The organism is Hyphomicrobium sp. GJ21, from assembly GCF_001006785.1.
In the GTDB taxonomy this organism is placed as follows: domain Bacteria; phylum Pseudomonadota; class Alphaproteobacteria; order Rhizobiales; family Hyphomicrobiaceae; genus Hyphomicrobium_B.
Genome location: NZ_CDHO01000002.1, coordinates 580,747 through 605,567 on the forward strand (window position 1 = coordinate 580,747; position 24,821 = coordinate 605,567).

24 protein-coding genes, 1 tRNA gene and 1 pseudogene are annotated in these 24,821 nt (G+C 63.9%); 25 read left to right on the forward strand and 1 reads right to left on the reverse strand.

Annotated features, from left to right (window positions below; all coding sequences use genetic code 11):
• Positions 1-342: 342 nt before the first annotated feature.
• From HYPGJ_RS05775 to HYPGJ_RS18530, 25 genes and pseudogenes are all read left to right on the forward strand, one after another.
• The gene (locus HYPGJ_RS05775; RefSeq protein ID WP_159108284.1) at positions 343-1,245 is read left to right on the forward strand and encodes an alpha/beta fold hydrolase; all 903 of its coding nucleotides are present in this window, start codon (positions 343-345) and stop codon (positions 1,243-1,245) included.
• A gap of 159 nt (positions 1,246-1,404) precedes the next feature.
• The gene (locus tag HYPGJ_RS05780; RefSeq protein ID WP_046846738.1) at positions 1,405-2,091 is read left to right on the forward strand and encodes a CerR family C-terminal domain-containing protein; all 687 of its coding nucleotides are present in this window, start codon (positions 1,405-1,407) and stop codon (positions 2,089-2,091) included.
• A complete protein-coding gene (gene hlyD, locus HYPGJ_RS05785; RefSeq protein ID WP_046846281.1) occupies positions 2,091-3,098 on the forward strand; it encodes a secretion protein HlyD in 1,008 nt (335 codons plus the stop codon). Before HYPGJ_RS05780 ends, hlyD begins: the two co-directional genes overlap by 1 nt.
• A gap of 1 nt (position 3,099) precedes the next feature.
• Entirely contained in the window at positions 3,100-4,830 is a 1,731-nt protein-coding gene (locus HYPGJ_RS05790; RefSeq protein WP_046846282.1) for an ATP-binding cassette domain-containing protein, read from the forward strand.
• Positions 4,827-5,954 (forward strand): ABC transporter permease, encoded by a 1,128-nt coding sequence (locus HYPGJ_RS05795; RefSeq protein ID WP_046846283.1) that lies wholly within the window; start codon positions 4,827-4,829, stop codon positions 5,952-5,954. The genes HYPGJ_RS05790 and HYPGJ_RS05795 overlap by 4 nt, the downstream gene beginning before the upstream one ends.
• Entirely contained in the window at positions 5,951-7,075 is a 1,125-nt protein-coding gene (locus HYPGJ_RS05800; protein WP_046846284.1) for an ABC transporter permease, read from the forward strand. Before HYPGJ_RS05795 ends, HYPGJ_RS05800 begins: the two co-directional genes overlap by 4 nt.
• A gap of 3 nt (positions 7,076-7,078) precedes the next feature.
• Positions 7,079-8,488, forward strand: coding sequence for an efflux transporter outer membrane subunit (locus HYPGJ_RS05805; protein ID WP_046846285.1), 1,410 nt, complete (start codon positions 7,079-7,081; stop codon positions 8,486-8,488).
• A 117-nt stretch (positions 8,489-8,605) separates the two neighbouring features.
• A complete protein-coding gene (locus HYPGJ_RS05810; protein WP_046846286.1) occupies positions 8,606-9,547 on the forward strand; it encodes a LysR family transcriptional regulator in 942 nt (313 codons plus the stop codon).
• Between the two features lie 185 nt (positions 9,548-9,732).
• Positions 9,733-11,721: a conjugal transfer protein TraG gene (locus HYPGJ_RS05815; RefSeq protein ID WP_046846287.1), complete on the forward strand. Its 1,989-nt coding sequence runs from the start codon at positions 9,733-9,735 to the stop codon at positions 11,719-11,721.
• Between the two features lie 10 nt (positions 11,722-11,731).
• On the forward strand, positions 11,732-12,193 hold the full coding sequence (locus tag HYPGJ_RS05820; RefSeq protein WP_003052333.1) for a CopG family transcriptional regulator: 462 nt from the start codon (positions 11,732-11,734) through the stop codon (positions 12,191-12,193).
• Positions 12,194-12,338: 145 nt separating this feature from the next.
• Positions 12,339-13,322, forward strand: a complete 984-nt coding sequence (gene trbB / locus HYPGJ_RS05825) for a P-type conjugative transfer ATPase TrbB (RefSeq protein ID WP_003052336.1) — start codon at positions 12,339-12,341, stop codon at positions 13,320-13,322.
• A complete protein-coding gene (locus HYPGJ_RS05830) occupies positions 13,319-13,651 on the forward strand; it encodes a TrbC/VirB2 family protein (RefSeq protein ID WP_046846288.1) in 333 nt (110 codons plus the stop codon). The genes trbB and HYPGJ_RS05830 overlap by 4 nt, the downstream gene beginning before the upstream one ends.
• Complete coding sequence (locus tag HYPGJ_RS05835) at positions 13,651-13,932, forward strand: VirB3 family type IV secretion system protein (protein ID WP_003052343.1); 282 nt, start codon at positions 13,651-13,653, stop codon at positions 13,930-13,932. The genes HYPGJ_RS05830 and HYPGJ_RS05835 overlap by 1 nt, the downstream gene beginning before the upstream one ends.
• A gap of 10 nt (positions 13,933-13,942) precedes the next feature.
• The gene (trbE, locus tag HYPGJ_RS05840; RefSeq protein WP_046846289.1) at positions 13,943-16,399 is read left to right on the forward strand and encodes a conjugal transfer protein TrbE; all 2,457 of its coding nucleotides are present in this window, start codon (positions 13,943-13,945) and stop codon (positions 16,397-16,399) included.
• Positions 16,396-17,169, forward strand: a complete 774-nt coding sequence (trbJ, locus tag HYPGJ_RS05845; protein WP_046846290.1) for a P-type conjugative transfer protein TrbJ — start codon at positions 16,396-16,398, stop codon at positions 17,167-17,169. The genes trbE and trbJ overlap by 4 nt, the downstream gene beginning before the upstream one ends.
• A gap of 10 nt (positions 17,170-17,179) precedes the next feature.
• On the forward strand, positions 17,180-17,455 hold the full coding sequence (gene trbK-alt / locus HYPGJ_RS05850; RefSeq protein ID WP_003052351.1) for a putative entry exclusion protein TrbK-alt: 276 nt from the start codon (positions 17,180-17,182) through the stop codon (positions 17,453-17,455).
• Between the two features lie 3 nt (positions 17,456-17,458).
• A complete protein-coding gene (gene trbL, locus HYPGJ_RS05855) occupies positions 17,459-18,772 on the forward strand; it encodes a P-type conjugative transfer protein TrbL (RefSeq protein WP_046846291.1) in 1,314 nt (437 codons plus the stop codon).
• Positions 18,769-19,458: a conjugal transfer protein TrbF gene (trbF, locus tag HYPGJ_RS05860; protein WP_046846292.1), complete on the forward strand. Its 690-nt coding sequence runs from the start codon at positions 18,769-18,771 to the stop codon at positions 19,456-19,458. Before trbL ends, trbF begins: the two co-directional genes overlap by 4 nt.
• On the forward strand, positions 19,455-20,411 hold the full coding sequence (gene trbG, locus HYPGJ_RS05865) for a P-type conjugative transfer protein TrbG (protein WP_046846293.1): 957 nt from the start codon (positions 19,455-19,457) through the stop codon (positions 20,409-20,411). The genes trbF and trbG overlap by 4 nt, the downstream gene beginning before the upstream one ends.
• Positions 20,408-21,571 carry a TrbI/VirB10 family protein gene (locus HYPGJ_RS05870; protein ID WP_030540343.1) on the forward strand — a complete coding sequence of 388 codons (1,164 nt, stop codon included), beginning with the start codon at positions 20,408-20,410 and terminating at the stop codon, positions 21,569-21,571. The genes trbG and HYPGJ_RS05870 overlap by 4 nt, the downstream gene beginning before the upstream one ends.
• A 2-nt stretch (positions 21,572-21,573) precedes the next feature.
• Positions 21,574-21,792, forward strand: coding sequence for a DUF2274 domain-containing protein (locus HYPGJ_RS05875; protein WP_046846294.1), 219 nt, complete (start codon positions 21,574-21,576; stop codon positions 21,790-21,792).
• Between the two features lie 147 nt (positions 21,793-21,939).
• On the forward strand, positions 21,940-22,254 hold the full coding sequence (locus HYPGJ_RS05880; RefSeq protein ID WP_046846295.1) for a hypothetical protein: 315 nt from the start codon (positions 21,940-21,942) through the stop codon (positions 22,252-22,254).
• Entirely contained in the window at positions 22,251-22,604 is a 354-nt protein-coding gene (locus HYPGJ_RS05885) for a DUF6516 family protein (protein ID WP_046846296.1), read from the forward strand. The genes HYPGJ_RS05880 and HYPGJ_RS05885 overlap by 4 nt, the downstream gene beginning before the upstream one ends.
• Positions 22,601-22,999: a winged helix DNA-binding protein gene (locus tag HYPGJ_RS05890; RefSeq protein WP_046846297.1), complete on the forward strand. Its 399-nt coding sequence runs from the start codon at positions 22,601-22,603 to the stop codon at positions 22,997-22,999. The genes HYPGJ_RS05885 and HYPGJ_RS05890 overlap by 4 nt, the downstream gene beginning before the upstream one ends.
• A pseudogene (locus HYPGJ_RS18530) lies at positions 22,996-24,573 on the forward strand (recombinase family protein); the annotation flags it as partial. The gene HYPGJ_RS05890 and the pseudogene HYPGJ_RS18530, both read left to right, overlap by 4 nt.
• Before the next feature lie 57 nt (positions 24,574-24,630).
• Here the strand turns inward: HYPGJ_RS18530 and HYPGJ_RS05900 are convergent.
• Positions 24,631-24,720 (reverse strand) — tRNA-Ser (locus HYPGJ_RS05900).
• Between the last annotated feature and the right edge of the window lie 101 nt (positions 24,721-24,821).

Sequence of the window (24,821 nt, forward strand, 5' to 3'; positions counted from 1 at the left end):
GGCACTAAATCATATGATTGATTTAGTTTTTACGTCACGCTAGACTGATTGTTGGACGCTGGCAGGAAGCGCCTGGCTTGTCCCTCTCATTGACCTTTGTGCGGAACCAGAACGATGCCACGAGCACGAGCGGCTTTCATCCCGTTGGTTCTGGTCCTCGCGACTGCGCTTGCAGGGTGCGCAGCGCGGCCCGGACCAGAGACGCTTGATCCCGCTGGCCGGCGCGCAGCAGGGAACACTAGCAGCATCACGGTCCTCACGGCGACAGATCGTTCTTCGACAGATTTGGTGCGCCCCGTCTTAGGAAGCGGGCGCGGCATCCTGCGCTACGAACAGTTCACAATGCAGGCGGCATCAGCGGACGGCGGCAGAGCGGGCGCGGTTGTCAACGCTCGCAGCAGCGATCCCTCAAAAGACTTTATCACAGTCGGACGGCGCGAACTCGATGAAAAAGCGTTCGAGGATAGCGTCAACCGTATGCAGAAAGATGCTGGCGGCACGGTCGCGGTGTTCGTCCATGGCTATAACTACAGTTATCAGGAGGCGGTTTTCCGCCTTGCGCAGTTGAGCGCCGAGGTCGATGGGCGAGTTGTGCCAATCCTCTTTTCTTGGCCTTCGCAGGCCAGCGTTAGAGGCTACGTCGCCGACCGGGACTCCGCCACCTATGCGCGGGACGATCTAGTTCATTTGCTCGCCACGTTGAGCCGTTCACGCACAGAGCGGCGCGTGATCATGATCGGCCATAGCTTGGGCGCATGGCTGGTCATGGAAGCGCTTCGACAGCTTCGCCTCCAGGGACGGGACGGTGTTATCTCTCGCCTACAGGTCGGGCTTGCCGCCCCTGATATTGATGTGGATGTCTTCCGCACACAGGCTGCTTTGGTCGGCCGACTGTCACCGCCGCTAACTGTCCTTGTATCCGAAGACGACCGGGCACTTGCCGCGTCGAGTCGGCTTGCCAATGGCAGGCCCCGCCTTGGTGCGGCCCGCGTCGATGACCCGGAGATACAGGAGATTTCTCGCCGGGGTGGCATACGGATCATCGACATCACGACCCTACCAGCAGGCAATGCCTTCAACCATGACCGCTTCGCCACCTTCGCGGCACGCTATTTCGCGGCTGCCCAAGATGGTCATGTTGCTAGCGGCGTCCGACAGGCTGGCGTCTATCTGCTCGACACCACAGGCCGCCTCCTGTCAGGGCCGTTCAACCAGACGGCGCGAATTATCGCTGGATCGCAATGACAGTTCTCGCAGCCGTCTATCCATCAAGCCTTAACTAAATCAGATGATTGATTTAGTCTCTGGTCCACGCTAGGTTTGATCGTGGGATGGAGCCGACTCGCCGCGAGGGAGCGCAGGGCGGCTTTCGGTTCCCAAGATGAAGGATGGAGCACGGGCGTCATGTCGGGACGAAAGATCGAACGCGGCGATCAAACTCGCGAGAAGCTGCTTATCGCAGCCGTGGATGTTTTCGGGCGTGTCGGTTTCGACGGCGCGACGACCCGGATGCTTTGCGAGAAGGCCGGGGCAAACCAGCAGGCAATCGCCTACTACTTCGGGAACAAGGAGGGCCTTTACCTCGCTGCGGCCACCTCCATCGGGGATGGCATCAAGGATCATATCGCCCCGCTGCGAAGCCTCGTCTTTGCCCGTGTCGAAGAAGCGCGCTCGGGAACGCCGCTTGGCACGGATGAGGCACGCCGCCTGCTGACCGAGATCATTCAGCGGATGGCGGCGCTATTCGTGAGCAGCCGTTCCGAGCCTTGGGCGCGCTTCATTATCCGCGAGCAGATGCAGCCGACTACGGCCTTTCGTTGCCTCTACGACGACTTGATGGGACCGCTGCTCAATATATGTGACCATCTAATTGGAACCTTGCTCGACGAAGACTCTGCTTCCGAGCATGTGCGCCTCAGAACCCTCGCATTGGTTGGAAGCGTCCTCATGTTCAGGGTGGGGCGCGCTTCGGTCCTCGCCGCGCTCGATTGGGAGACGATAGACGACAAGGGCCTCGCAGCCATTGAGGCTTTGGTGGTTGAACTCGTCGGGTCCATTGCGCCTGCCTCCCCGAATGTGGGGGGCGCATAGTGTCCCGCCGCATCATCATCCTGGCAGTCATCATCGCGGGCGTCGCAGCGGCGGGATACTACACTCGCGGCTTCGGCTTCTTGGACAAGCCCAACGAGGGGCTGGTCCTTTATGGGAATGTCGATATTCGTCAGGTGAATCTCGGGTTTCGCGTTGCGGGTCGTATCGCCGAAATGCCGATTGATGAAGGTGCTTCGGTCGAGGCTGGGGCAACTCTGGCGCAGCTTGACCAACAGCCATTCATCGACGCGCTGGCGGGTGCGGAAGCGCAGGTTGCGACCGCTCGCGCCGAACTCGAAAAACGGCGCAACGGGAATCGACCCCAGGAAATTGCCCAGGCGGAGGCTGCGGTCGCCGTCCGAAGGGCGGACATGGTGCGAACCCGAAAAGCCTTCCAGCGTCGCCGGGCGCTGGTTGCTACCGGCGCTGTATCCCAATCGGTTTTCGAGGCCGCCGAGGCTGAATACCGCGCCGCCGAAGCGCAGCTTCGCGCGGCGGAGGAAGCCTTGGCGCTGCTGCGCGCCGGCTCTCGCGTCGAAGACATCGCGGCTGCGGAGGCGCAACTCGCGGCCGCGATAGCGGAACGCGATAGGGTGAAAACCAATCTGGCCGACACGACGCTTAAAGCACCGGACGCTGGCACGATCCTCACGCGAGCGGCCGAGCCCGGTGCCATCGTCCAATCCGGCGCAACTATCTTCACGCTCACCATCAATCGGCCGATCCGGGTGCGCGCCTATGTTGCCGAACCCGACCTTGGGCGGATCGCGCCCGGCATGACCGTGTTCGTAACCACTGACGGCAACCCCAAAGTCTATCGTGGTGTCATCGGCTTCATTTCACCAACCGCCGAATTTACGCCGAGGACGGTTCAGACCGAACAACTGCGCGCCGACCTCGTTTATCGTTTGAGGATCAACGTCACCGATCCCGATGACCGTCTCCGTCAAGGTCAGCCCGTGACCGTGAGGCTCCAGCAGAGCCCGGACCCAGGGGCGGGCCAGTGAAATGACAGAGGCAGTTGCCCACGCTGTAGATGTCACCAAACGCTTCGCGCCCAATGCAGCCCCGGCACTTGATGCCGTGAGCATGGAGGTGATGGGCGGCGTGATGACGGGCTTGGTCGGCCCTGATGGCGCGGGCAAGACAACCCTGATCCGTTTGCTCGCTGGATTGCTCGACCCGGATGAAGGGGAAGTTACCCTTCTCGGCGAGCCCGCCATCGCGGCCGATAGATCGGCACTAGGCTACATGCCGCAACGCTTCGGACTCTACGAAGACCTGTCGGTTATCGAGAACCTTTCACTCTACGCTGATCTTCGCGGTTTACCCCCAGGGAAAGAACGCACGGAGCGCTTTTCCCAACTCCTGTCTTTCACGGACCTTGAGCGATTCCGCCCCCGGTTGGCTGGCCGTCTATCGGGCGGCATGAAGCAAAAGCTGGGCCTGGCCTGCGCACTGGTGCGGCCCCCTCGCGTGCTGCTGCTTGATGAGCCTGGCGTTGGCGTCGATCCCGTGGCCAGACGGGAACTATGGGCGATGGTCCGCCAGCTCACGACGGAGGGCATGGGCGTCGTCTGGTCCACCGCCTATCTCGACGAGGCCGAGAAGTGCGATACGGTATTCCTGCTGAACGAAGGCAAGCTGCTGTTCAGTGGACCGCCGAAGCGGCTGACATCCCGTGTCGAAGGTCGGACCTATCGTCTGTTTGGTCCTTCCGAAAGCCGGCGGTCTTTACTCGCCAGCCTTGTCCTTCGCGACGATGTAAAGGACGCCACCATTCAGGGCGCTTCCGTTCGCGTCCTCATGGACGAAGGCGCTGCTGCGCCGACCACAGAACGATTCGGAATGTCGCAGGGCGACCGAATCGAAGCCGTGCAGCCGCGATTTGAGGATGCGTTCATTGACATCCTTGGTGGAGGACCGAAAGGCGTCAGCCAACTCGCCGCGAGCTACAAGCCCATCGAAAAGTCCGACGCGCCGGCCATCGAGGCGCGAGGGCTTACCAAGGTGTTTGGGACGTTCACGGCGGCAGGCGACATCACATTCTCCGTGCCGCAAGGCCGGATATTCGGCCTTCTCGGGCCGAACGGCGCGGGCAAATCCACGACCTTCAAGATGCTTTGCGGGCTTCTCACGCCGACAGCGGGCGAAGGCCGCGTTGCCGGCCATGATCTTCGCACCGCCAGCGCGGAGGCGCGTCAGTCTCTCGGCTACATGGCGCAGAAATTTTCCTTGTATGGCGATCTTAGCGTCAAACAAAATCTGGACTTCTTCGCCGGAGCCTATGGCTTGAATCGACGCCAGCGGGCCGAGGCCGTTGCGCGCGTCATCGACATTTTCCAGCTTGAACGTCATCTGCCGGTGAACAGCGGAACATTGCCGCTAGGCTTCAAGCAACGGCTCTCGCTTGCCTGCGCCGTGCTCCATCAACCGCCCGTGCTTTTCTTGGATGAGCCGACATCGGGCGTGGACCCTATCACCCGCCGCGAGTTCTGGTTGCACATCAACGGCCTCGTGCAACGCGGCGTGACGGTGCTCGTCACCACCCACTTTATGGAAGAAGCGGAATATTGCGACCGCATAGCGCTGATCTATCGCGCACAGGAAATCGCCCAAGGCACGCCCGAAGACCTCAAAATCCGCGCGGCTGAAATCAGTGGCGGCACAGACCTTACGATGGAGGACGCTTTCATTGCGCTGATCGAGGAAACGGATCGAAAGCGGGAGGCCGCATGAACGACCGCTTCTATCCTCGACGCTTCATGGCCCTGCTCGTCAAGGAGTCGCTACAGATTCTCCGCGACCCCTCGACGATGCTGATCGCCTTTGTGCTGCCGCTGCTCCTGCTTTTCCTGTTTGGATACGGCGTGTCTCTCGATACGGCGAGGACGCGGATCGGCTTGGCGGTTCAAGATTCCAGCGAAGCGGCGGCCAGCCTGGCGGGGGCCTACCGATCATCCCGGTGGTTTGAGGTTCAATCCCGGCGCGACGTGACTTCGCTCAAGGATGAACTGATCGCTGGGCATATCCGGGGCATCGTGGTCATTCCGAGTGATTTCGGCCAGAGGGTCGCAGCCGGGATCGACGCGCCGATCCAGGTGATTACCGATGGCTCGCTGCCGAACACGGCATCCTTTGTCGCCGCCTATGCCGAAGGTGTGCGGGCCACCTGGGCGGAAGGCCGTGCATTGGATCGTGGCGTGCGACTAGCTCCCGCAATCGCCCCGCTGCCCCGCTTCTGGTTCAATCCGGGCCTCGAAAGTCGGTTCGCTCTCATTCCCGGCTCGATCAGCATTGTCATGACGATGATCGGGACGCTTCTGACCGCGCTCGTCGTCGCGCGGGAATGGGAGCGCGGCACGCTCGAAGCGTTGATGGCTACGCCCGTCAGCATGGGCGAGTTCCTGGCCACGAAAATCATTCCCTATTTTGTGCTCGGGCTCGGTTCGATGACGCTCTGCGTCATCGTCGCCGTCTTCCTGTTCGGCGTGCCCTTTAGAGGGTCGATCCTCGCGCTGTATGCGGTTGGCGCGGCCTTCCTCATGCCAGCATTGGGCCAAGGCTTGCTGATTTCGGCGGCGACGAAGAATCAGTTCGTGGCCAGCCAGGTTGCGTTGCTAACGGCATTTTTGCCGGGCCTGCTGCTGTCTGGATTTCTGTTCGAGATCGGCTCGATGCCGAAATTCATTCAGGGGATGACCTATGCGGTTCCAGCCCGCTACTTCATCCCGCCCCTGACCAGCGTTTTCGTGGTGGGCGATCTTTGGCCGATGTTCGTTCGCAGCATCCTGGCGATGCTGGGTTTCGGCCTCCTGTTCTTCGGCCTCGCCTTCCGAGTGACGCGCCGGAGGATCGCATGATGAGTTCCGCCAGCTTCGCGCGACTATCTGCGATCATCGTGAAAGAGCTATGGGCGGTCTTTCGCGACCCCAGGGCTCGCATCACCCTTATTGCGCCTCCGTTACTTCAACTCGTCCTGTTCGGATTCGCGGCGACGCTGGAAGTGCGCAACTTCGACGTTGGCGTGCTAGACCGCGATTCCGGCATCTGGAGCCATGAAATTGTTTCGCGGGTGGCAGGCAGCCCCAACGTCGGCCGCATGGTGCCGCTCGCCTCGCCCGACGACATGCGGGAGGCAATCAACAATCAGCAGGTCATCGCCGTTCTCAGTTTCGATTCGCGATTCAGCGCGGCTATCGAGGGCGGGCAGATTGGCGAGGTTCAGATCGTCCTAGACGGGCGACGCTCGAACGCATCGCAGATCGTTTCCTCATACCTGCAACAGATCATTGGCCAGGTCGCAGCCGAAGCGCGCCCCGCCGCAACTCCAGGGCAGCCCACTACCCGAACCGTCGTCACCAACTGGTTCAATCCCGCGCTGATATACCTTTGGTTCGTGATGCCGGCGTTGCTTGTGACCCTGGGCGCAACCGGCACCTTGTCGATTACGGCTCAATCCGTTGCCCGCGAGCGGGAGCTAGGCACCTTCGATCAGCTTATGGTTTCGCCGTTGAGGGTCCACGAAATCCTCATTGGCAAGATGGCACCGCCTTTGCTGATCGGATTCTTCAATGCCACGCTCTATGTGATCCTTATCCCCACGGTCTTCGGAGTGCCGCTTACCGGCTCCGTGGCGTCGTTCTACTTCTCTCTGTTCTTCTATGTAGTGTCGCTGATCGGCGTCGGAATGCTGGTATCCACGTTGTCGCAAACCCAGCAACAAGCCTTTCTCGGCATGTTTCTGGTGACGGTGCCGCTAATCCTGCTGTCCGGCTTCGCCACTCCAGTCGATAACATGCCCGGCTGGCTACAGGTGATCGCTTTCGCCAATCCCTGTCGGCATTTCCTCGTCGTCTCCGAAGGCGTCTTCCTGAAAGACATGCCTGCGGCGGTCATTCTCGCGAACACATGGCCGCTGGCGGCTATCGCGTCCGTCACGCTGACCGTTTCGGCAATTCTTTTCCGCGCTCGGATGGAGTAGCCCATGCGTCATCCCCCGTTCCCGGCACTACTAGCCTCTCTTAGCGTTGCGGCCTGCACGGTCGGACCAAGCTATGTCGAATCCAGCCCGGCGGTGGCGCCCGGCTGGATTTCCGCTGCCACTCCACATCCGATTGATGAAGATTGGTGGCGCTCGTTCAATGATCCACAACTCGTTGAACTTGTGGAATTGGCTGTAACCAGCAACCACGACGTTCGGGAGGCGGAAGCGCGCCTACGCGAAGCGCGGGCGCTACGCGACGCCGCACGCGGTCGCGCCGGTCCAGATGCAGCACTATCCGGCGCGGCCACGGCGAACCGCGTCAGCGGAAACGGTCAATTGCCGGTTGCCAATGTTCCGGGGTTCGATCCTCAATTTTCCCTTTTCGATTTCGGATTCGATGCGTCGTGGGAAATCGACCTATGGGGCCGAACACGGCGTAGCATCGAAGCGGCGGACGCCCGTGCAGAGGCAATGCAGGAAGCCCGGCGCAATGTCATCTTACAGGTGATCGCAGAGGTTGTCCGAAGCTATGTCGATCTACGCGGCTCCCAAACTAGGCTGTTGGTTGCTCGCGCAGACGCCAACGCACAGCAGGCCATCGCCAGCCTGGTCGAAAGACGGTTTAGGTCCGGCGAGGCGTCGCGCTTCGACTTTGCTCGTGCCGACACACAGGCTCGGGCAGCCAGCGTAAGCCTTGATGGGATTGAGGCCGACGCGCGCGCGGCAGCCTATCGCTTATCCTTGCTAACTGGCCAAGCACCGGGGGCCACTTCACTTCGGCTGTTGAACCCTGGGTCGCTTCCGGTTGCTCCATCGCAGATTACGGCTGGGCTTCCATCCGAACTGTTAAGGCGACGCCCGGATATACGTCAGGCAGAGCGCGAATTGGCGGCGTTCACCGCTGACGTTGGCGTGGCCACGGCTCACCTCTTTCCGCGACTATCGCTCATTGGGTCGATTGGTCAGCAAGCTCAGAGCGCGGGCGATCTGGCATCGGGGGCGAGCACACGATTGCAAGTTGGGCCGAGCTTCCATTGGCCCATATTCTCCATGGGGCGCATCCGAGCGCAGATTCGGGCGGCGGATGCCCGAGCCGATGCAGCCATGATCCGCTACGAGCGGAGCGTAACGGGCGCGCTTACTGACAGTGAGACGGCGCTTAACCGATATGCCGCCGCACAGATCATGCGCCGGAAAGCGGAGGGGGCGACAACGCAGGCGGCCGCTGCGGTCGATCTTGCCCGCCAGCGCTACCAAGCTGGCGAGGACGACCTAACGATATTGCTGGACGCGCAATCCGCATACAGCGCTGCGGAGCGTGCGAGCCTTGATGCTCGCGTCGGCGAACTGATGGCCGTTGTCGCTCTCTACAAGGCACTAGGGGGCGGATGGGAGGCCGCCGTCTCATGATCGGTCTGCCACTGATTTTCCGGTCAGACATTCACAATGTTCCCGGTGTCCGGCGCGACGGTCGCCGTCGATTGACCGAGCACAGGTGAAACGGTGCGGCGGCGGCGTTCAACACCCATGATCGACCGCAAATGGGGAGTGCCGACCTCGTTGGGTTCACGCATTCCCCTCGCGTCCCTCATTCAAACGCTCGCCGTCGCCGAATATCTGAACTTCCGGCACGCTGCGAACGCACTCGGCGTCAGCCTGTCGAGCGTCAGTGCTCGCGTGAAGACGCTGGAGCAAGACCTTGGCGTTTTGCTGTTCGAGCGCCATGCGCGAGGCGTCCGGCTGACAGAGGCCGGTCGCCAGTTCGTCGAGCATGTTTCTGCCGGCGTCGATCAACTCGACCATGCCGTGAAGACCGCCGGCATGGCGGCGTCAGGAGAGTGCGGACGCCTGCGCATCGGCGTCCATGCCCTGATCCCTCGCAGCTTCCTCGCAGGACTGATCGGACAGTATCGCGCAGACTATCCCGGCATCGAAGTCGAGATCACGGAAGGCACGGCACGCGATGCGGTTATGCAATTGCGCGCCGACCGTCTGGACATCGTATTCATGGCAGGCACGCCCGAGCTACCCGACTGCCACACGCGGCGGATATGGACCGAACCGCTGGTCGCCGCGCTGCCGGATAGGCATCGGCTCGCCAAGCAAGCCGCCGTCACCTGGGCCGATCTAGCGGGCGAGACGTTCCTTGCCCGGCACGGCGGCACCGGCCCACAAGTCCATGACCATATCGTGCTGCGCCTTGCCGGACGCTGGCCGGCATCATCCATCCAACGCTTCGATGTCGAGCGCGGCACGCTGCTTTCCATGGTCGGACAGGGCTTCGGCGTCACCATCGTCGGCGCGGCTACGTCGCTGCTACGAACTTCCGACGTTACTTTCCTTCCGGTCGCGGACGAACCGGAGCCGGTTCCTTTCTCGGCCGTCTGGTCGCCATTCAACTGTAGCGCGGCGCTTCGCAATTTGCTCACCCTCGCAAGAGAAATGGGGCGAACTACCCCGGCGGATTGAGTCTCGTCCGCGATTCGTTACTGTCTTCCCGCGACAGACATCCGCGCAGATAAATGAGTGGACGCAACCCGTCCTATTTGCCGCCGATAGTATCCGACAGCCCTCCCGCTCCACCTTTACTGTTGCCTGTCCCATAATTGCCTACTCTCTGATCGGCTCCGTCTCTTTTTCCGACTGGAGCCCGTATGCGCGGAGGCCGAATCCTTTGGGGTCAGATCGCCGTCGTCTTCACCATCGTTCTGGTGATGACCTGGGCGGCGACGCAATGGACCGCATGGCGTCTCGGCTTTCAGGCGCAACTCGGCAATCCATGGTTCGAGCTGGCTGGCTGGCCGATCTACTACCCACCCGCGCTGTTCTGGTGGTGGTATGCCTTCGACGCCTATGCGCCTTCGATTTTTGTCGAGGGTGGCGTCATCGCAGCGTCGGGCGGGCTTATGGCCATCGCCGCCGCAATCATGATGTCGATCATCCGGGCGCGGGAGGCGCGCAACGTCGCCACCTATGGATCGGCACGATGGGCCGAGGACAAGGAAATCCGCGCCGCTGGTCTGCTCGGTCCCGACGGCGTCGTGCTCGGCCGGCACGACGGCGACTATCTGCGCCATGATGGGCCGGAGCATGTGCTTTGCTTCGCACCTACGCGGTCAGGCAAAGGCGTCGGCCTCGTGGTGCCGACGCTGCTAACCTGGCCGGGAAGCTGCATCGTTCATGACATAAAAGGGGAGAATTGGACGCTGACAGCCGGCTTCCGCGCGAAGCACGGTCGCGTCCTGCTGTTCGACCCTACGAACGCGAAATCCTCTGCCTACAATCCGCTGCTGGAAGTCCGGCAAGGCGAATGGGAAGTCCGCGACGTGCAGAACATCGCGGATATTCTCGTCGATCCCGAAGGGAGCTTGGATCGAAGAAACCATTGGGAGAAGACGAGCCACAGCCTGCTTGTCGGCGCAATCCTGCACGTCCTCTATGCCGAACCCGACAAGACGCTGGCCGGCGTCGCCAGCTTCCTTTCCGATCCGAAGCGCCCCGTCGAGGCGACCTTGCGCGCGATGATGGATACGCCGCACCTGGGCGAAGCCGGCGTTCACCCCGTCATCGCGTCATCGGCCCGCGAGCTGTTGAACAAGAGCGAGAACGAGCGCAGCGGCGTGTTGTCCACCGCCATGTCGTTCCTGGGTTTGTATCGCGATCCCGTCGTGGCGCGCGTCACGGCGCGGTGCGACTGGCGCATTGCCGATCTTGTTGGCAGCAAGAAGCCGGTCAGCCTCTACCTTGTCGTGCCGCCGTCCGACATCAACCGCACCAAGCCGCTCATTCGCCTGATCCTCAATCAGATTGGCAGGCGGTTGACGGAGGAATTGCACACGTCCGGCAAGCGGCATCGGCTGCTCTTGATGCTCGACGAGTTTCCTGCGCTCGGCCGGCTCGATTTTTTTGAATCCGCGCTCGCCTTCATGGCCGGATATGGCCTCAAAAGCTTTTTGATCGCGCAGAGCCTCAACCAGATCGAAAAGGCTTACGGGGCGAACAACAGCGTATTGGATAATTGTCACGTCCGCGTCGCCTTCGCGACGAACGACGAGCGGACGGCGAAAAGGATCAGCGATGCGCTCGGCACCGCGACCGAGCTGCGCGATTCTACCAACTATGCCGGCCACCGGCTTGCGCCGTGGCTAGGGCATTTGATGGTTTCGCGGCAGGAGACGGCACGGCCGCTGCTCACGCCTGGAGAGGTGATGCAGCTTCCGCCGAGCGACGAAATCGTGATGGTCGCCGGCACGCCGCCCATCCGCGCGACCAAGGCTCGCTATTTCGAGGATGCGCGGTTCATGGAACGCATCCTGACCCCGCCCGATCCGGCAGCCGATCCCGCCGCCGCGAACCCGTCATCCGACGATTGGTCGAGCCGCATCGTCGCGGCGACGAAAGCAGCGGCCCCGGCCACGGCCGGCGGGACCGAAGGCGATCCGGCCAATGCCGGTATCCGCCGCGAGCCGGAATTGCCGGAGCATGAGGAAATCGTCGCGCCGCCACGTCCGCCCGAACAGGAGTTCGACATTCTGGACGATGAACCGGACGTTGACGCCGCCAAAGCCCGCGCGCTGCGCCAGCGTATGCGGATGGTCGCGCGGCAAGCGTCGCTGGACCCCGGCGACGGCATCGAGCTTTGAGGATACGCCCATGACCACCCGAACCCGCATGAACGTCTATTTCGCCCCGGACTTGCTCGCCCAGGTCGAGGCGCTGGCGCTGCGCCGCCAAGTGTCGAAATCCGCCATCGTCGAGGCAGCCGTCGCTTCCTTCCTGTCCGGCGACAGTTCGGATCGGCTGGAGGCGGCCATGTCGCGCCGCCTCGACAAGCTCGGCCGCGAGATCCACGCGCTCGACGAGGATCTTGCCGTGCTCGGCGAAACCGTCTCGCTGTTCGTCAACATCTGGCTTTCCGCCACGCCGCCGCTGCCGGAGAGCGCGCAGGCCGCCGCCCGCGCGAAAGGTGCCGAACGGTTCGAGGGTTTCATGCAGACGCTCGGCCGGCGTCTTGCGACCGGCGACAGGTTCCTCAAAGAGTTGTCGCGCGATGTCGATTCGCTTCCCGATAGTCCATCGCAAGATCAGTTCGAGGCCGATGGCAGCGTAACCTGAATTTCCAACCCGTCCTATTCGCCGCCGATAGCCGCCGATCACCGCATCCTCTTCGATACTTGTTGAATCAGCCTGATTTCAGGCTCCTTTAATCGACCCCGTTGCGGGGACGGTCTGTCGCGCCCCGTCAGGAATCGGGGCCGATATGACATCCACACACCATAAGCCGGAAGCGATACAGCGCGGCGCGCGCATGTTGCGCACCGCGCTCGGCGCGGCCATCGCCCGGTTTCTGGAAGACCCGGCCGTGGTTGAGGTCATGCTGAATCCAGACGGGCGAATCTGGATCGACCGACTTTCCGAAGGGCTGGCCGACACGGGCGAAACGATGTCGCCGGCCGATGGCGAACGCATCGTCCGTCTTGTCGCTCACCACGTCGGCGCAGAGGTTCACGCGCGATCCCCGCGCGTCTCGGCAGAGCTTCCCGAAACCGGCGAGCGGTTCGAGGGACTTTTGCCGCCCGTCGTCGCTGCACCGGCATTTGCGATCAGGAAGCCCGCCGTCGCGGTGTTCAGCCTCGACGACTATGTAGCTGCCGGCATCATGTCCGCCGACCAGGCCGTGACGTTGCGCACCGCCGTCGCATCGCGTGCGAACATCCTTGTCGCGGGCGGCACGAGCACCGGCAAAACGACGCTGACCAATGCGCTGCTCGCCGAGGTGGCGAAGGGCGCGGATCGCGTCGTCATCATCGAGGATACGCGCGAGCTGCAATGCGCCGCGCCCAACCTTGTCGCCATGCGGACGAAAGACGGCGTGGCGACGCTATCCGATCTTGTGCGGTCCTCGCTTCGCCTGCGCCCCGACCGCATCCCCATCGGCGAGGTGCGCGGCGCGGAAGCCCTCGACCTACTCAAAGCCTGGGGCACGGGCCATCCGGGCGGCATCGGCACCATCCATGCCGGCACCGGCATCGGCGCGCTCCGTCGCCTTGAACAGCTCATTCAAGAGGCTGTCGTCACGGTCCCGCGCGCTCTGATCGCGGAAACCATCGACCTTGTTGCCGTCCTTTCCGGGCGCGGTTCCGCGCGCCGGCTGGCCGAACTCGCCCACGTCGAAGGGCTGGGGCCGGACGGCGATTACCGCATCACCCCCGCAATCCCCAACAGCACAGGAGAACCCAAATGATCCGCACGCTTTCGCGCGGCTACCGCACCATGGCGACCGCAACCGCCGCTGTTTTCATCAGCATGATCCTCGCCCCGGCCGCTCATGCGTCCGGCTCGTCAATGCCGTGGGAGCAACCGCTTCAACAAGTCCTTCAATCCATCGAAGGGCCGGTTGCCAAGGTGGTGGCCGTTATCATCATCATCGCAACCGGCCTGACCCTGGCGTTCGGCGATACGTCGGGCGGCTTCCGTCGCCTGATCCAGATCGTATTCGGTCTGTCCATCGCGTTCGCGGCATCGAGCTTCTTCCTGTCGTTCTTCTCGTTCGGCGGCGGGGCGCTCGTTTGATGGCCGCCGTCCTCGAACAACTCGACGCCGTGCCGGGATTTTCGGTCCCGGTCCATCGGGCGCTGACCGAGCACATCATGCTCGGCGGCGCACCTCGCTCCATCGCCATCATGAACGGCACTCTCGCCGGGGCCGTGGGCCTTGGCCTGCGCCTCTGGCTTGTGGGCCTCGCCATATGGGCCATCGGCCATTTCGCGGCCGTATGGGCGGCGAAGCGCGACCCGCTCTTTGTCGAGGTGGGGCGGCGGCATCTGCGCATCCCCGCAAACCTTGCAGCGTGAGGGCGTGGCCATGATGAACCTCGCCGAATATCGCCGCACCGCCAGTCGCCTTGCCGACTTTCTGCCCTGGGCCGCGCTGGTCGGCTCTGGCGTCGTCTTGAACAAGGACGGCTCGTTCCAGCGCACGGCCAGGTTTCGCGGTCCCGATTTGGATTCCGCCGTTGCGGCCGAGCTGGTTGCCGTCGCCGGTCGCATCAACAACGCCTTCCGCCGTCTCGGATCGGGCTGGGCGATTTTCGTCGAGGCGCAGCGCAGCGAAGCCGCGACTTATCCCGACAGCACCTTTCCCGATCCCGCGTCGGCCTTGCTCGACGCCGAGCGCAAGGCCGCCTTCGAGGAAGCTGGCGCGCATTTCGTGTCGGGCTATTTCCTGACCTTCCTCTATATGCCGCCGGCCGAGGAAGCCGCCCGCGCCGAAACCTGGCTCTATGAAGGCCGCGAGCAATCCGGCGTCGATCCCTATGAAGTGTTGCGCGGTTTCATCGACCGCACCGACCGCGTGCTCGCATTGCTCGACGGCTTCATGCCGTCCTGCCGGTGGCTCGACGACAGCGAAACGCTGACCTACCTCCATTCCACCGTCTCGACCAACCGGCATCGCGTCCGCGTTCCCGAAACGCCGATCTATCTCGACGCGCTGCTCGCCGACCAGCCGTTGACCGGCGGGCTGGAGCCGCGCCTTGGCGACCAGCATCTCCGCGTCCTGACCGTCACCGGCTTTCCCACCGCGACAACGCCCGGCCTGCTCGACGACTTGAACCGGCTCGCCTTCCCGTATCGCTGGAGCACGCGCGCGGTCCTGCTCGACAAGACCGACGCGACGAAGCTGCTCACCAGGATCAGGCGGCAATGGTTCGCGAAGCGCAAAAGCATCGCCGCGATCTTGAAAGAGGTGATGACCAACGAGGCATCCGTTCTCGTCGATACGGACGCCGCCAACAAGGCCGCCGACGCCGACATGGCCTTGCAGGAGCTTGGGGCCGATGTCGCCGGCATGGCCTACGTCACCGCCACCATCACCGTATGGGACGCGGACCCCAGGATTGCCGACGAAAAATTGCGGCTGGCCGAAAAGGTCATCCAGGGCCGCGACTTCACCGCCATGGTGGAGACGGTCAACGCGGTTGACGCATGGCTCGGCAGCTTGCCCGGCCACGCCTACGCGAACGTCCGGCAGCCGCCCATCAGCACTTTGAATCTCGCCCACATGATCCCGCTTTCAGCGGTGTGGGCGGGGCCGGAACGGGACGAGCATTTCGGTGCGCCCCCTCTGCTTTATGCAAAGACCGAAGGCTCCACCCCGTTCCGGTTTTCCCTTCACGTTGGCGATGTCGGCCATACGCTCGTCGTCGGCCCGACCGGCGCGGGCAAGTCAGTGCTGCTCGCGCTCATGGCCTTACAGTTCCGGCGCTACGTCCGCAGCCAAGTCTTCGCGTTCGACTTCGGCGGCAGCATCCGCGCCGCGTCGCTCGCAATGGGCGGCGACTGGCACGACCTGGGCGGCGGCCTGACCGAAGGTTCCGACGCTTCCGTATCGCTCCAGCCACTTGCCCGCATTCACGACACCTATGAACGCGCCTGGGCCGCCGACTGGATCGTGGCCATCCTCATGCGCGAAGGCATGGCGATCACGCCGGAGGTGAAGGAACATATCTGGACGGCGCTGACCTCGCTTGCCTCCGCGCCAGTCGGGGAACGCACCATCACCGGCCTCGCGGTGCTGCTGCAATCCAACGACCTCAAACAAGCCCTTCGGCCGTATTGCGTCGGCGGTCCCTATGGCCGGCTGCTCGACGCCGAAGCCGAACATCTCGGCTCGGCCGACGTGCAGGCGTTCGAGATCGAGGGGCTTGTCGGCACGGGAGCCGCGCCCGCCGTTCTAGCCTACCTGTTTCACCGCATCGGCGACAGGTTGGACGGACGGCCGACGCTGCTCATCATCGACGAGGGTTGGCTTGCGCTCGACGATGAAGGCTTTGCCGGCCAGCTCCGCGAGTGGCTTAAAACGCTGCGCAAGAAGAACGCCAGCGTCATCTTCGCCACGCAAAGCCTGTCCGACATCGACGGCAGCAATATTGCGCCTGCGATCATCGAGAGCTGCCCGACGCGGCTGCTTTTGCCGAACGAGCGGGCCATCGAGCCGCAGATCACCGCCATCTATCGGCGCTTCGGACTCAATGACCGCCAGATAGAGTTGATCGCCCGCGCTACGCCGAAGCGGGATTACTACTGCCAGTCGCGGCGCGGCAATCGCCTGTTCGAGCTGGGCCTGTCCGAAATCGGCCTCGCGCTCTGCGCCGCATCCGCCAAATCCGATCAGACGCTCATTGCGCAGATTGTCGCCGAACACGGCCGCGACGGCTTTCTCGCGGCCTGGCTCACGACCCGCGATGTCGGCTGGGCCGTCGATCTTCTTCCGAACTTCCCGACGCTGATCCCCCAAACCGAAAAGGAGTCCCAACCATGACCATTCGTGTTTTCCGCTCGCGCGCCATCGTCATGGCCGCAACGATGCTCGCCGCCCCGCTGGCCGTTTCGTCCATGCTGGCAACGCCGGCACATGCGCAATTCGGAAGGATCGTCTTCGACCCGTCGAACTATGCGCAAAACATCCTCACGGCCGCGCGCACGCTGGAGCAGATCAATCATCAGATCACCTCGCTCCAGAACGAGGCGACCATGTTGATGAACCAGGCGCGCAATCTGGCGAGCCTGCCGTTCTCGTCGCTCCAGCAGCTTCAACAGAACGTCCAGCGCACGCAGCAGCTTTTGAGCCAGGCGCAGAACATCGCCTTCGACGTGCAGCGCATCGACCAGGCGTTCCAGCAGCAATACGGCAACGTGTCGATGTCGGCGACGGATCAGCAGCTCGTCGCCAACGCTCGCACGCGCTGGCAGAACACCGTAGGCGGCTTGCAGGACGCTATGCGCGTTCAGGCCGGCGTCGTCGGCAACATCGACAGCAACCGCACGCAGATGTCGGAGCTGGTCGGCCAGAGCCAGAACGCGACCGGCGCACTCCAGGCGACGCAAGCCGGCAACCAGCTTCTAGCCCTCCAGTCGCAGCAGCTTTCCGACCTTGTTGCGTTGCTCGCAGCCAACGGCCGGGCGGGCGCGCTGACCGAGGCCGAACGCGCAGCGGCAGCAGAACAGGGGCGCGAGCAGCGCCGCCGCTTCCTCACGCCCGGCAACGGCTACCAGCCCGGCAACGCGCAAATGTTCAACAACGGCAATTGAGGGCGCGGCCATGGACGGCAAGATGCTGGCCCGGCTGGGCGCAATCGTATTCGTGGCCATCGCCATCACGGCGACAGCCATCGAAATGACCCGCAAGGAAGACGCGCCGGCATCACCGCCGCGTCTTCTCCAGCCCGAACGTGACCCGCTGCGCGAAGGGCAGCGCCGGTGCCAGCAGCTTGGCCAGCAAGCCGCCGACGACGCGGAATGCCTACGTGTATGGGCCGAAACCCGTGACCGCTTTCTCGGCCGGACGCGCGCGCCGGCCGCACCGGAAGGGCGGTGACGCATGGGCGGCGCAGGCGTCATCGACAATTTTCTCGGCACGTTCACGCAATACATCGACTCCGGCTTCGGCCTGTTGGGTGGCGAGGTGGCGTTCATCGCCACCACGCTCATCGTCATCGACGTGACGCTCGCAGCGCTGTTCTGGAGCTGGAGCGCAGACGACGACATCATTGCGCGGCTGGTGAAGAAGACGCTGTTCGTCGGCGTCTTCGCCTATCTTATTGGCAACTGGAACAACCTCGCGAAGATCGTCTTCGACAGTTTCGCCGGCCTGGGCCTGAAAGCATCCGGCACGGGCTTCACCGCGCAGGATTTGATGCGGCCCGGCAAGGTGGCGCAAACCGGCCTCGACGCAGCGCGTCCGCTGCTCGACTCCATTTCCAACCTTATGGGCTGGGTCGCCTTCTTCGAGAACTTCATTCAGATCGCGTGCCTGCTGTTCGCCTGGGCGCTCGTCATCCTAGCCTTCTTCATCCTCGCCATCCAGCTTTTCGTGACGCTGATCGAGTTCAAATTGAGCACGCTGGCAGGCTTCGTGCTGATCCCGTTCGGCCTGTTCGGCAAGACCGCCTTCATGGCCGAGCGCGTGCTTGGCAATGTGATTTCCAGCGGCATCAAAGTGCTGGTGCTCGCCGTCATCGTCGGCATCGGCTCGACGCTGTTTTCGCAATTCACGCAAGGCTTCGGCGGTCAGACTCCTAGCATCGACGACGCCATGGCCATCGTGCTCGCGGCGCTTTCGCTCGTCGGGCTGGGCATCTTCGGACCCGGCATCGCTTCCGGCCTTGTCAGCGGCGGCCCGCAGCTCGGCGCGGGCGCGGCGGTCGGCACCGGCCTTGCCGTTGGTGGCGCGGCGCTGGCCGCAGGCGGTGCAGCCGGGCTTGCCGCAAAGGGAGGCGCTGCCGCCGTGCGCGGAGGCGCGACCGCAGCCGGCGCAGCATCCGCCGCCTATAGCCTTGGCTCGCTCGGCCAGTCCGGCGCGGCGGGCGTCGCGTCCGGCCTGGGCGGCGTGGCGCGGGCGGCAGGCAGCACAGCCACATCGCCGCTGCGCCGCGCGGCGGCAAGCGTCAAATCCAGCTTTTCCGATGGCGTGAAAGCCGGGTTCGGCGCGACCGGCGGCACATCCTCCATGGGATCGGCCGGCAGCACATCCGCATCCGCGCCGGCCGCTGGCACATCGCCCGGCTGGGCGCAGCGGATGCGCCAATCCGGCCACACCGGCCATGCCGTCCAGACGGCCGCGCACGCCGTCCGCTCTGGCGACAGCCACGCCTCTGGTTCTTCCGTCAACCTCTCTGAAAGCGACCGCACATGAGCATCTTCAAGCGACCCGCCGTGCATTACGGCAAGACCCCACAACCCGAAACGCCTTATCAGCGCGCCGCGCAGGTTTGGGACGAGCGCATAGGCTCGGCCCGCGTGCAGGCGAGGAACTGGCGCTACATGGCGTTCGGCAGCCTGATCCTTTCGGCCGGCTTCGCCGCCGCGCTTGTCTGGCAATCGGCGCGCGGGACCGTTGTGCCCTGGGTAGTCCAAGTTGATCGGCTCGGCCAGGCGCAGGCCGTCGCGCCTGCCACGGCCGACTATCGCCCGACCGATCCGCAAGTGGCATGGCACCTTGGGCGCTTTATCGAACAGGTCAGGAGCATCCCCGCCGATCCCATCATCGTCCGCCAGAACTGGCTACGCGCTTACGAGTGGACGACTGACAGGGGCGCGGCGGCGCTCAACGACTATGCCCGCGCCAACGACCCGTTCACCAAAGTCGGAAAGCAACAGGTCGCGGTCGAGGTGTCGAGCGTTATTCGCGCCTCGCCGGATTCCTTCCGCGTCGCCTGGACCGAACGCCACTACGAATCCGGCCAGCTTTCAACAACCGAGCGATGGACCGCGATCCTGACCATCGCAATCCAGCCGCCGCGCGATACCGAACGGCTGCGCGCCAATCCGTTGGGAATCTACGTCAATGCAATTTCGTGGTCGCGGGAGATGAGCCAATGAGGACGATCATCCGCACCCCGGCGATTCCCGCCGTCCTACTTTCCGCAACCATGCTTGCCGGCTGCGCGACCTACAAACCGCCGCAGATCAGCTACGATGCGAGCGTGCCGCCGTTGCCGGCCGTCCCCGCGGCCGTCACCGACGACCGGCCGCGGCCGATCCATATCCCGCCCGCCTGGACCGTCGCACGCGGCGGCACCGCCGCTGGCACACCGACCGCGCGCGTCGAGAACGCCAATGCCGCCGCCCGCGTGCAGCCGCGCCGCGAGGGCTATTACAACTCCATCCAGATTTACCCGTGGAGCGACGGCGCGCTCTATCAGGTCTATGCCGCGCCGGGCCAGATCACGAACATCGCCCTGGAGCCAGGCGAAAGCCTGACCGGCGCGGGGCCGATAGCGGCCGGCGACACGGCACGCTGGATTATCGGCGATACGGAATCCGGTTCGGGCGTCATGCGCCGCGTCCATATCCTCGTGAAGCCAAGCCGGCCGGACATCACCACGAACCTTGTCGTGACGACCGACCGGCGCGTTTACATGCTCGAGCTGCGCTCGGGCGAGAAGCCCTATATGCCGGCTGTTGCCTGGGCCTATCCGCAGCAGCCGGCCGGGCAGCGGCAGGCGGTGCCGGCCACGCCGGTCATCCCGGCCGTCGCCGCGCGCAACTATCGCTATGGACTGACAGGCGACAATCCAGCTTGGAAGCCCGTCGCCGTCTATGACGACGGCAGGCGCGTCTATGTCGAGTTTCCGCGCGGCATCGTTCAAGGCGAAATGCCGCCGATCTTCGTGCTCGGCGCGGACGGCGAGGCGCAGATCGTCAACAGCCGCATCCATCAACACATCCTGATCGTGGACCGCCTGTTCGGCGCGGCCGAGCTGCGCCTTGGCAGCGGCGACCGCCAACAGACCGTCAGGATTGTCCGCACGGACGGGAGGCCATCGTCATGAGTGAGAATGACACCAATACCGCCACGCCAATGCGGCTTCGCGCGGAAGCCCCGCGCGTCACCCGCCTGTCCCGCAAGGTGCTCGCCAGCGTGGCGGCCGTCGCCCTGGTCGGCGTCGGCGGCGCGCTGATCTACGCGCTCCAGACCCGTGACGGCGGCACGGGCGGCGAAGAACTGTTTTCCACCAACAACCGCCAGCCTGCCGATGGGCTTGCCGGCCTGCCGCGCGACTATACCGGCCCGGTCCTGGGGCCGCCGCTGCCGGGCGACCTCGGCAGACCCATCTTGGACGCGCAGAACAGGGGCCAGCCCGTCGTGCCGCCGACGATCACCACGCCGCCCGTGGATCGCGCCGAGGAACGCCGGCTTGCCGAGGAAGAAGCCGCGCGCGTCAGCCGCGTGTTCTTCCAGACCGAGGCCCGCACCGGCAGCCCGGCCGCAACGCCGGGCGGCGCGACCACGCCGGGACTTCCCGGCCTCGACCTTGCCGGCCTGACAGGGCAGCCCGGCCAGCAGACCGCGCAGGACAAGCAGCTTGCGTTCCTCAATGCACCCGTCGATCGCCGCACCACGTCGTCGGATCGCGTCATGGCTCCAGCCTCGCCCTTCGTGCTCCAGGCCGGGGCCGTGATCCCGGCTGCGCTCATTACCGGCATCCGTTCCGATCTTCCGGGCCAGATCACCGCCCAGGTGACGCAGCACATCTATGACAGCCCGACCGGCAGCCTGCTCCTGATCCCGCAGGGGACGCGGATCATCGGGCAGTATGACAATAGCGTTCAGTTCGGCCAGCGCCGCGTGCTGCTCGTCTGGAATCGGCTGATCCTCCCCAATGGCCGCTCTATCGTTCTGGAGCGCCAGCCGGGCGCGGATAGCCAGGGCTACGCCGGTCTTGAGGATGGCGTCGATTATCATTGGTGGGATTTGGCGAAGGCCGCCGGCCTTTCGACGTTGCTTGCGGTCGGCACGGAGCTGGCCGTCAGCGACGAGGACCGCCTTGTGCGCGCCATCCGCGACGGGGCGCAGGACACCATCAACGACGCCGGCCAGCAGATCATCCGCCGCCAGTTGCAGGTTGCGCCGACGCTCACGATCAGGCCGGGCTTCCCCGTCCGCGTGATTGTCACCCGCGACCTTGTGCTCGAACCATACAGAGGTTGACCATGAGCAAGCTGAAACTCGGCACGCTCGCCGACGACAAGCCCGTCAAGGTGTCGCGCGAGTTTCCCGCGACACTCTTTCGGGACTTGCAACTTTATGGCCGATTGCTGGCGCAGCCAGGGCAGCCGCCAATAGAGCCGGAAAAGCTGATTGTGCCGATGCTGGAACGCTTCCTCGCCACGGATCGAGAGTTTCAGAAGGCCCGCCGCGCGGCCAGCTAACCTAGTTGGCGGCACCCGACAGCAGGGGTGCCGCCAGCGCGTGAGCGCAAATGCGGCACGCTACAGGCCGCCGATCCCCCTCCATGCTTCGCCTAATTCCGGGGCTTCCAGCCACCCGGAATCCAGCAACGAACCACGGAGGATTCCATGTGCGCGAGACGCCGCCATACCCAAAGGGGCCGCCCACGACAGCCGGCTCCGCAGACGCTTCCCGATGACCTTTACGACTATGACGACGATCCCGCGCCGCGTATCAGCCCGGCGCGCGGAAGCCCGCCCGATGCCTTCGACGTGGAGAAGCTGCCCGTCATCGACGACTGGCCGGAGAAAGTGCCGATCACCGAGGCAGAGATTCAGGTGTTCGAGCGATGGTTTGCCGATGTCTTCGACGAGATGTTCGGCCCACTTCCAACCGTGCCGGGCTTGACTAAGTTATCTTCATCTGATAACAAAAAGCCATGAGCGAGGATCGTGATCCGAACCTCGACACGCTTCTGGACCTCGACGGCCAGGTGCTCGTTGTCGATCCCGAGGGCGGCCATTGGGTGAAGTTCATCGTCACCCGCGTTCCGGCATCGCCGGAGAAGCCGCACGGCCTCGATTACTCGCTCACGCTTCACGGGCCTTCGGGCGAACGGCTGGTCGGCTTCGACAACGCCCATCCAGTCGGCCGAGGCAGGCGCGGCGAGCCGATGGACCATCGGCACCGCCTCCAGACCGTGAAGCCCTACGCCTACGAGGGTGCGGCCACGCTGCTGGCCGACTTCTGGCAGGCGGTGGACGCGGTGTTGAAGGAGCGAGGCGTAACATGACCACATTGAAAGTCGGGATTGCCGGCTACGACGAAATGAAGGCCCGCACCATGCGGATTGCCAAGGGCGAGGAAAAGCCCGCGCCCGGCGATCCGAAGGTGTGGTTCACATCCATGGAATCCTTCGCCAAGGTGCTGTCGGCGGGCAATCGCGAATTGCTGCGCGTCATCGACCAGCAAGCGCCGGGTTCGCTGGAGGAACTGGCCGAGATCACCGGCCGGGCCAAGTCCAACCTGTCCCGCACTCTGAAACGGATGGCCAGTTACGGCCTTGTCCGCATGGAGAAGGGCGAAGGCCGCAAGCTCACGCCCAAGGTCATCCACGACCGAGTAGAACTAGACCTGCCGCTGACCGAGCGCGCAGGGCCGCGCAAGGCGGCAGGAGGCCGGCAATGAACGTCCATAGTCCCACCGTCCACAATCCCAACGTCACGCTGCGCGCCGCCCTCTATCTGCGCGTCTCGACGACGCGGCAGGCCGAGCATGACGTGTCGATCCCCGACCAGAAGCGCCAGGGCGAAGCCTATTGCGAGGCGCGCGGCTATCAGCTTGTCGAAACATTCGTGGAGCCGGGCAACAGCGCGACCAACGACCGCCGCCCGGAGTTCCAGCGGATGATAGAGGCTGCCACCGCTAAGCCGGCATCGTTCGATGTCGTCGTGGTTCACAGCTTCTCACGCTTCTTCCGCGACGAATTTGAAATGGAGTTCTATTACCGCAAGCTGGCGAAGAACGGTGTGAAGCTGGTTTCGATCACGCAGGAGCTTGGCGATGATCCGATCCACGACATGATGCGACGGATCATGTCGCTATTCGACGAATACCAGTCCAAGGAGAACGCCAAGCACGTCCTGCGCGCCTTGAAGGAAAACGCCCGGCAAGGCTTCTGGAACGGCTCGCTGCCGCCCATCGGCTACCGCGTCGTCGCGGCCGAGCAGCGCGGCGCGAAGGTCAAGAAGAAGCTGGAAATCGACCCGCTGCACGCCGAGACGATCCGGCTCATCTATCGCCTTGCGCTGGAGGGTGAAGGTTCATCCGGCCAGATGGGCGTGAAGGCCATCGTCAAGTATCTCAATGGCAAGGGCATTTTCACGCGCGACGGCGGGCGTTGGGGCATCGGTCAGGTTCACCGCATCCTGACCCGGCGCACCTATATCGGCGAGCATCGGTTCAATCGCCGTTCCAACAAGGGAGAGGTGAAGCTCGAGGATGAGGTTATCACCGTTCAGGTGCCGGCGCTTATCGAGCGGGAGACGTTCGACGCGGTGCAGAAGCTATTGCAGGCCCGCAATCCCAAGACCGAGCTGCCCGCGCGCGTCGTGATCGGGCCGACGCTGCTAACGGGCATCTGCTATTGCGGCAATTGCGGAGGCGCTATGACGATCCGCACCGGCAAGGGCGGGCGCTATCGCTACTATGCGTGCTCGATCAAGGCCCGGCAGGGCGAAACCGGCTGCAAGGGCCGCGCGATCCCGATGGATAAGCTCGACCGCATGGTGGTCGGGCATATCGAGGAACGCTTGCTTGATGCCGACCGGCTGGAGGACTTGCTTGGCACCGTGCTCGGCCGTCGCGACGATCAGGCCGAGCGTCGCCGGCAGCACATCGCCGAACTGGAGCGGCGCTCGACCGAATCGGAATTGCGCCTCAAGCGCCTCTACGACGCCATCGAGGCGGGCGTCGCCGATCTTGACGACCCGGCGCTCAAGGAGCGCATCGCCGGCCTCAAGGTCATCCGCGATCAGGCCAGGGCCGACGCCGACCGGGCGCAAGCCTTGCTCGACAGCCCCGGCCACAGCGCCATCACCCCGACCATGATCCGGGGATTTGCGCGTCGCGCACGCGAGCGCATCCGGGGCAGCGAGGGCGGCTATCGGCGGGATCATCTGCGCTCACTGGCGCAGCGTGTCGAGGTCGCCGACGACGCAATTCGCATCATGGGATCGAAGACGGAGCTGCTAAGGACGCTTATTGCTGGCCAAGTGCGGCAATCGGCGGTGGCTGGCGTGCCCAGAGGGGTTCCAAAGTGGCGGAAGGGGTGGGATTCGAACCCACGGTGGACTTGCGCCCACGGCGGTTTTCAAGACCGCTGCCTTAAACCACTCGGCCACCCTTCCGAAGCGCCTCTACAACGCATCAGCGAACGCGGATCTAGCGCGTGTCGCGTTCCGGAACGTCCCTCCTATCCGTTTCGGTTTCCCGCCTCAAGCGGCGTGAC

Excerpts from the sequence above, each read along its gene's own strand:
- HYPGJ_RS05775 (WP_159108284.1), top strand. The coding sequence starts at position 343 with ATGCAGGCGGCATCAGCGGACGGCGGCAGAGCGGGCGCGGTTGTCAAC.
- HYPGJ_RS05780 (WP_046846738.1), top strand. The coding sequence starts at position 1,405 with ATGTCGGGACGAAAGATCGAACGCGGCGATCAAACTCGCGAGAAGCTG.
- HYPGJ_RS05790 (WP_046846282.1), top strand. The coding sequence starts at position 3,100 with ATGACAGAGGCAGTTGCCCACGCTGTAGATGTCACCAAACGCTTCGCG.
- HYPGJ_RS05795 (WP_046846283.1), top strand. The coding sequence starts at position 4,827 with ATGAACGACCGCTTCTATCCTCGACGCTTCATGGCCCTGCTCGTCAAG.
- HYPGJ_RS05800 (WP_046846284.1), top strand. The coding sequence starts at position 5,951 with ATGATGAGTTCCGCCAGCTTCGCGCGACTATCTGCGATCATCGTGAAA.
- HYPGJ_RS05805 (WP_046846285.1), top strand. The coding sequence starts at position 7,079 with ATGCGTCATCCCCCGTTCCCGGCACTACTAGCCTCTCTTAGCGTTGCG.
- HYPGJ_RS05810 (WP_046846286.1), top strand. The coding sequence starts at position 8,606 with ATGATCGACCGCAAATGGGGAGTGCCGACCTCGTTGGGTTCACGCATT.
- HYPGJ_RS05815 (WP_046846287.1), top strand. The coding sequence starts at position 9,733 with ATGCGCGGAGGCCGAATCCTTTGGGGTCAGATCGCCGTCGTCTTCACC.
- HYPGJ_RS05820 (WP_003052333.1), top strand. The coding sequence starts at position 11,732 with ATGACCACCCGAACCCGCATGAACGTCTATTTCGCCCCGGACTTGCTC.
- trbB (WP_003052336.1), top strand. The coding sequence starts at position 12,339 with ATGACATCCACACACCATAAGCCGGAAGCGATACAGCGCGGCGCGCGC.
- HYPGJ_RS05830 (WP_046846288.1), top strand. The coding sequence starts at position 13,319 with ATGATCCGCACGCTTTCGCGCGGCTACCGCACCATGGCGACCGCAACC.
- HYPGJ_RS05835 (WP_003052343.1), top strand. The coding sequence starts at position 13,651 with ATGGCCGCCGTCCTCGAACAACTCGACGCCGTGCCGGGATTTTCGGTC.
- trbE (WP_046846289.1), top strand. The coding sequence starts at position 13,943 with ATGATGAACCTCGCCGAATATCGCCGCACCGCCAGTCGCCTTGCCGAC.
- trbJ (WP_046846290.1), top strand. The coding sequence starts at position 16,396 with ATGACCATTCGTGTTTTCCGCTCGCGCGCCATCGTCATGGCCGCAACG.
- trbK-alt (WP_003052351.1), top strand. The coding sequence starts at position 17,180 with ATGGACGGCAAGATGCTGGCCCGGCTGGGCGCAATCGTATTCGTGGCC.
- trbL (WP_046846291.1), top strand. The coding sequence starts at position 17,459 with ATGGGCGGCGCAGGCGTCATCGACAATTTTCTCGGCACGTTCACGCAA.
- trbF (WP_046846292.1), top strand. The coding sequence starts at position 18,769 with ATGAGCATCTTCAAGCGACCCGCCGTGCATTACGGCAAGACCCCACAA.
- trbG (WP_046846293.1), top strand. The coding sequence starts at position 19,455 with ATGAGGACGATCATCCGCACCCCGGCGATTCCCGCCGTCCTACTTTCC.
- HYPGJ_RS05870 (WP_030540343.1), top strand. The coding sequence starts at position 20,408 with ATGAGTGAGAATGACACCAATACCGCCACGCCAATGCGGCTTCGCGCG.
- HYPGJ_RS05875 (WP_046846294.1), top strand. The coding sequence starts at position 21,574 with ATGAGCAAGCTGAAACTCGGCACGCTCGCCGACGACAAGCCCGTCAAG.
- HYPGJ_RS05880 (WP_046846295.1), top strand. The coding sequence starts at position 21,940 with ATGTGCGCGAGACGCCGCCATACCCAAAGGGGCCGCCCACGACAGCCG.
- HYPGJ_RS05885 (WP_046846296.1), top strand. The coding sequence starts at position 22,251 with ATGAGCGAGGATCGTGATCCGAACCTCGACACGCTTCTGGACCTCGAC.
- HYPGJ_RS05890 (WP_046846297.1), top strand. The coding sequence starts at position 22,601 with ATGACCACATTGAAAGTCGGGATTGCCGGCTACGACGAAATGAAGGCC.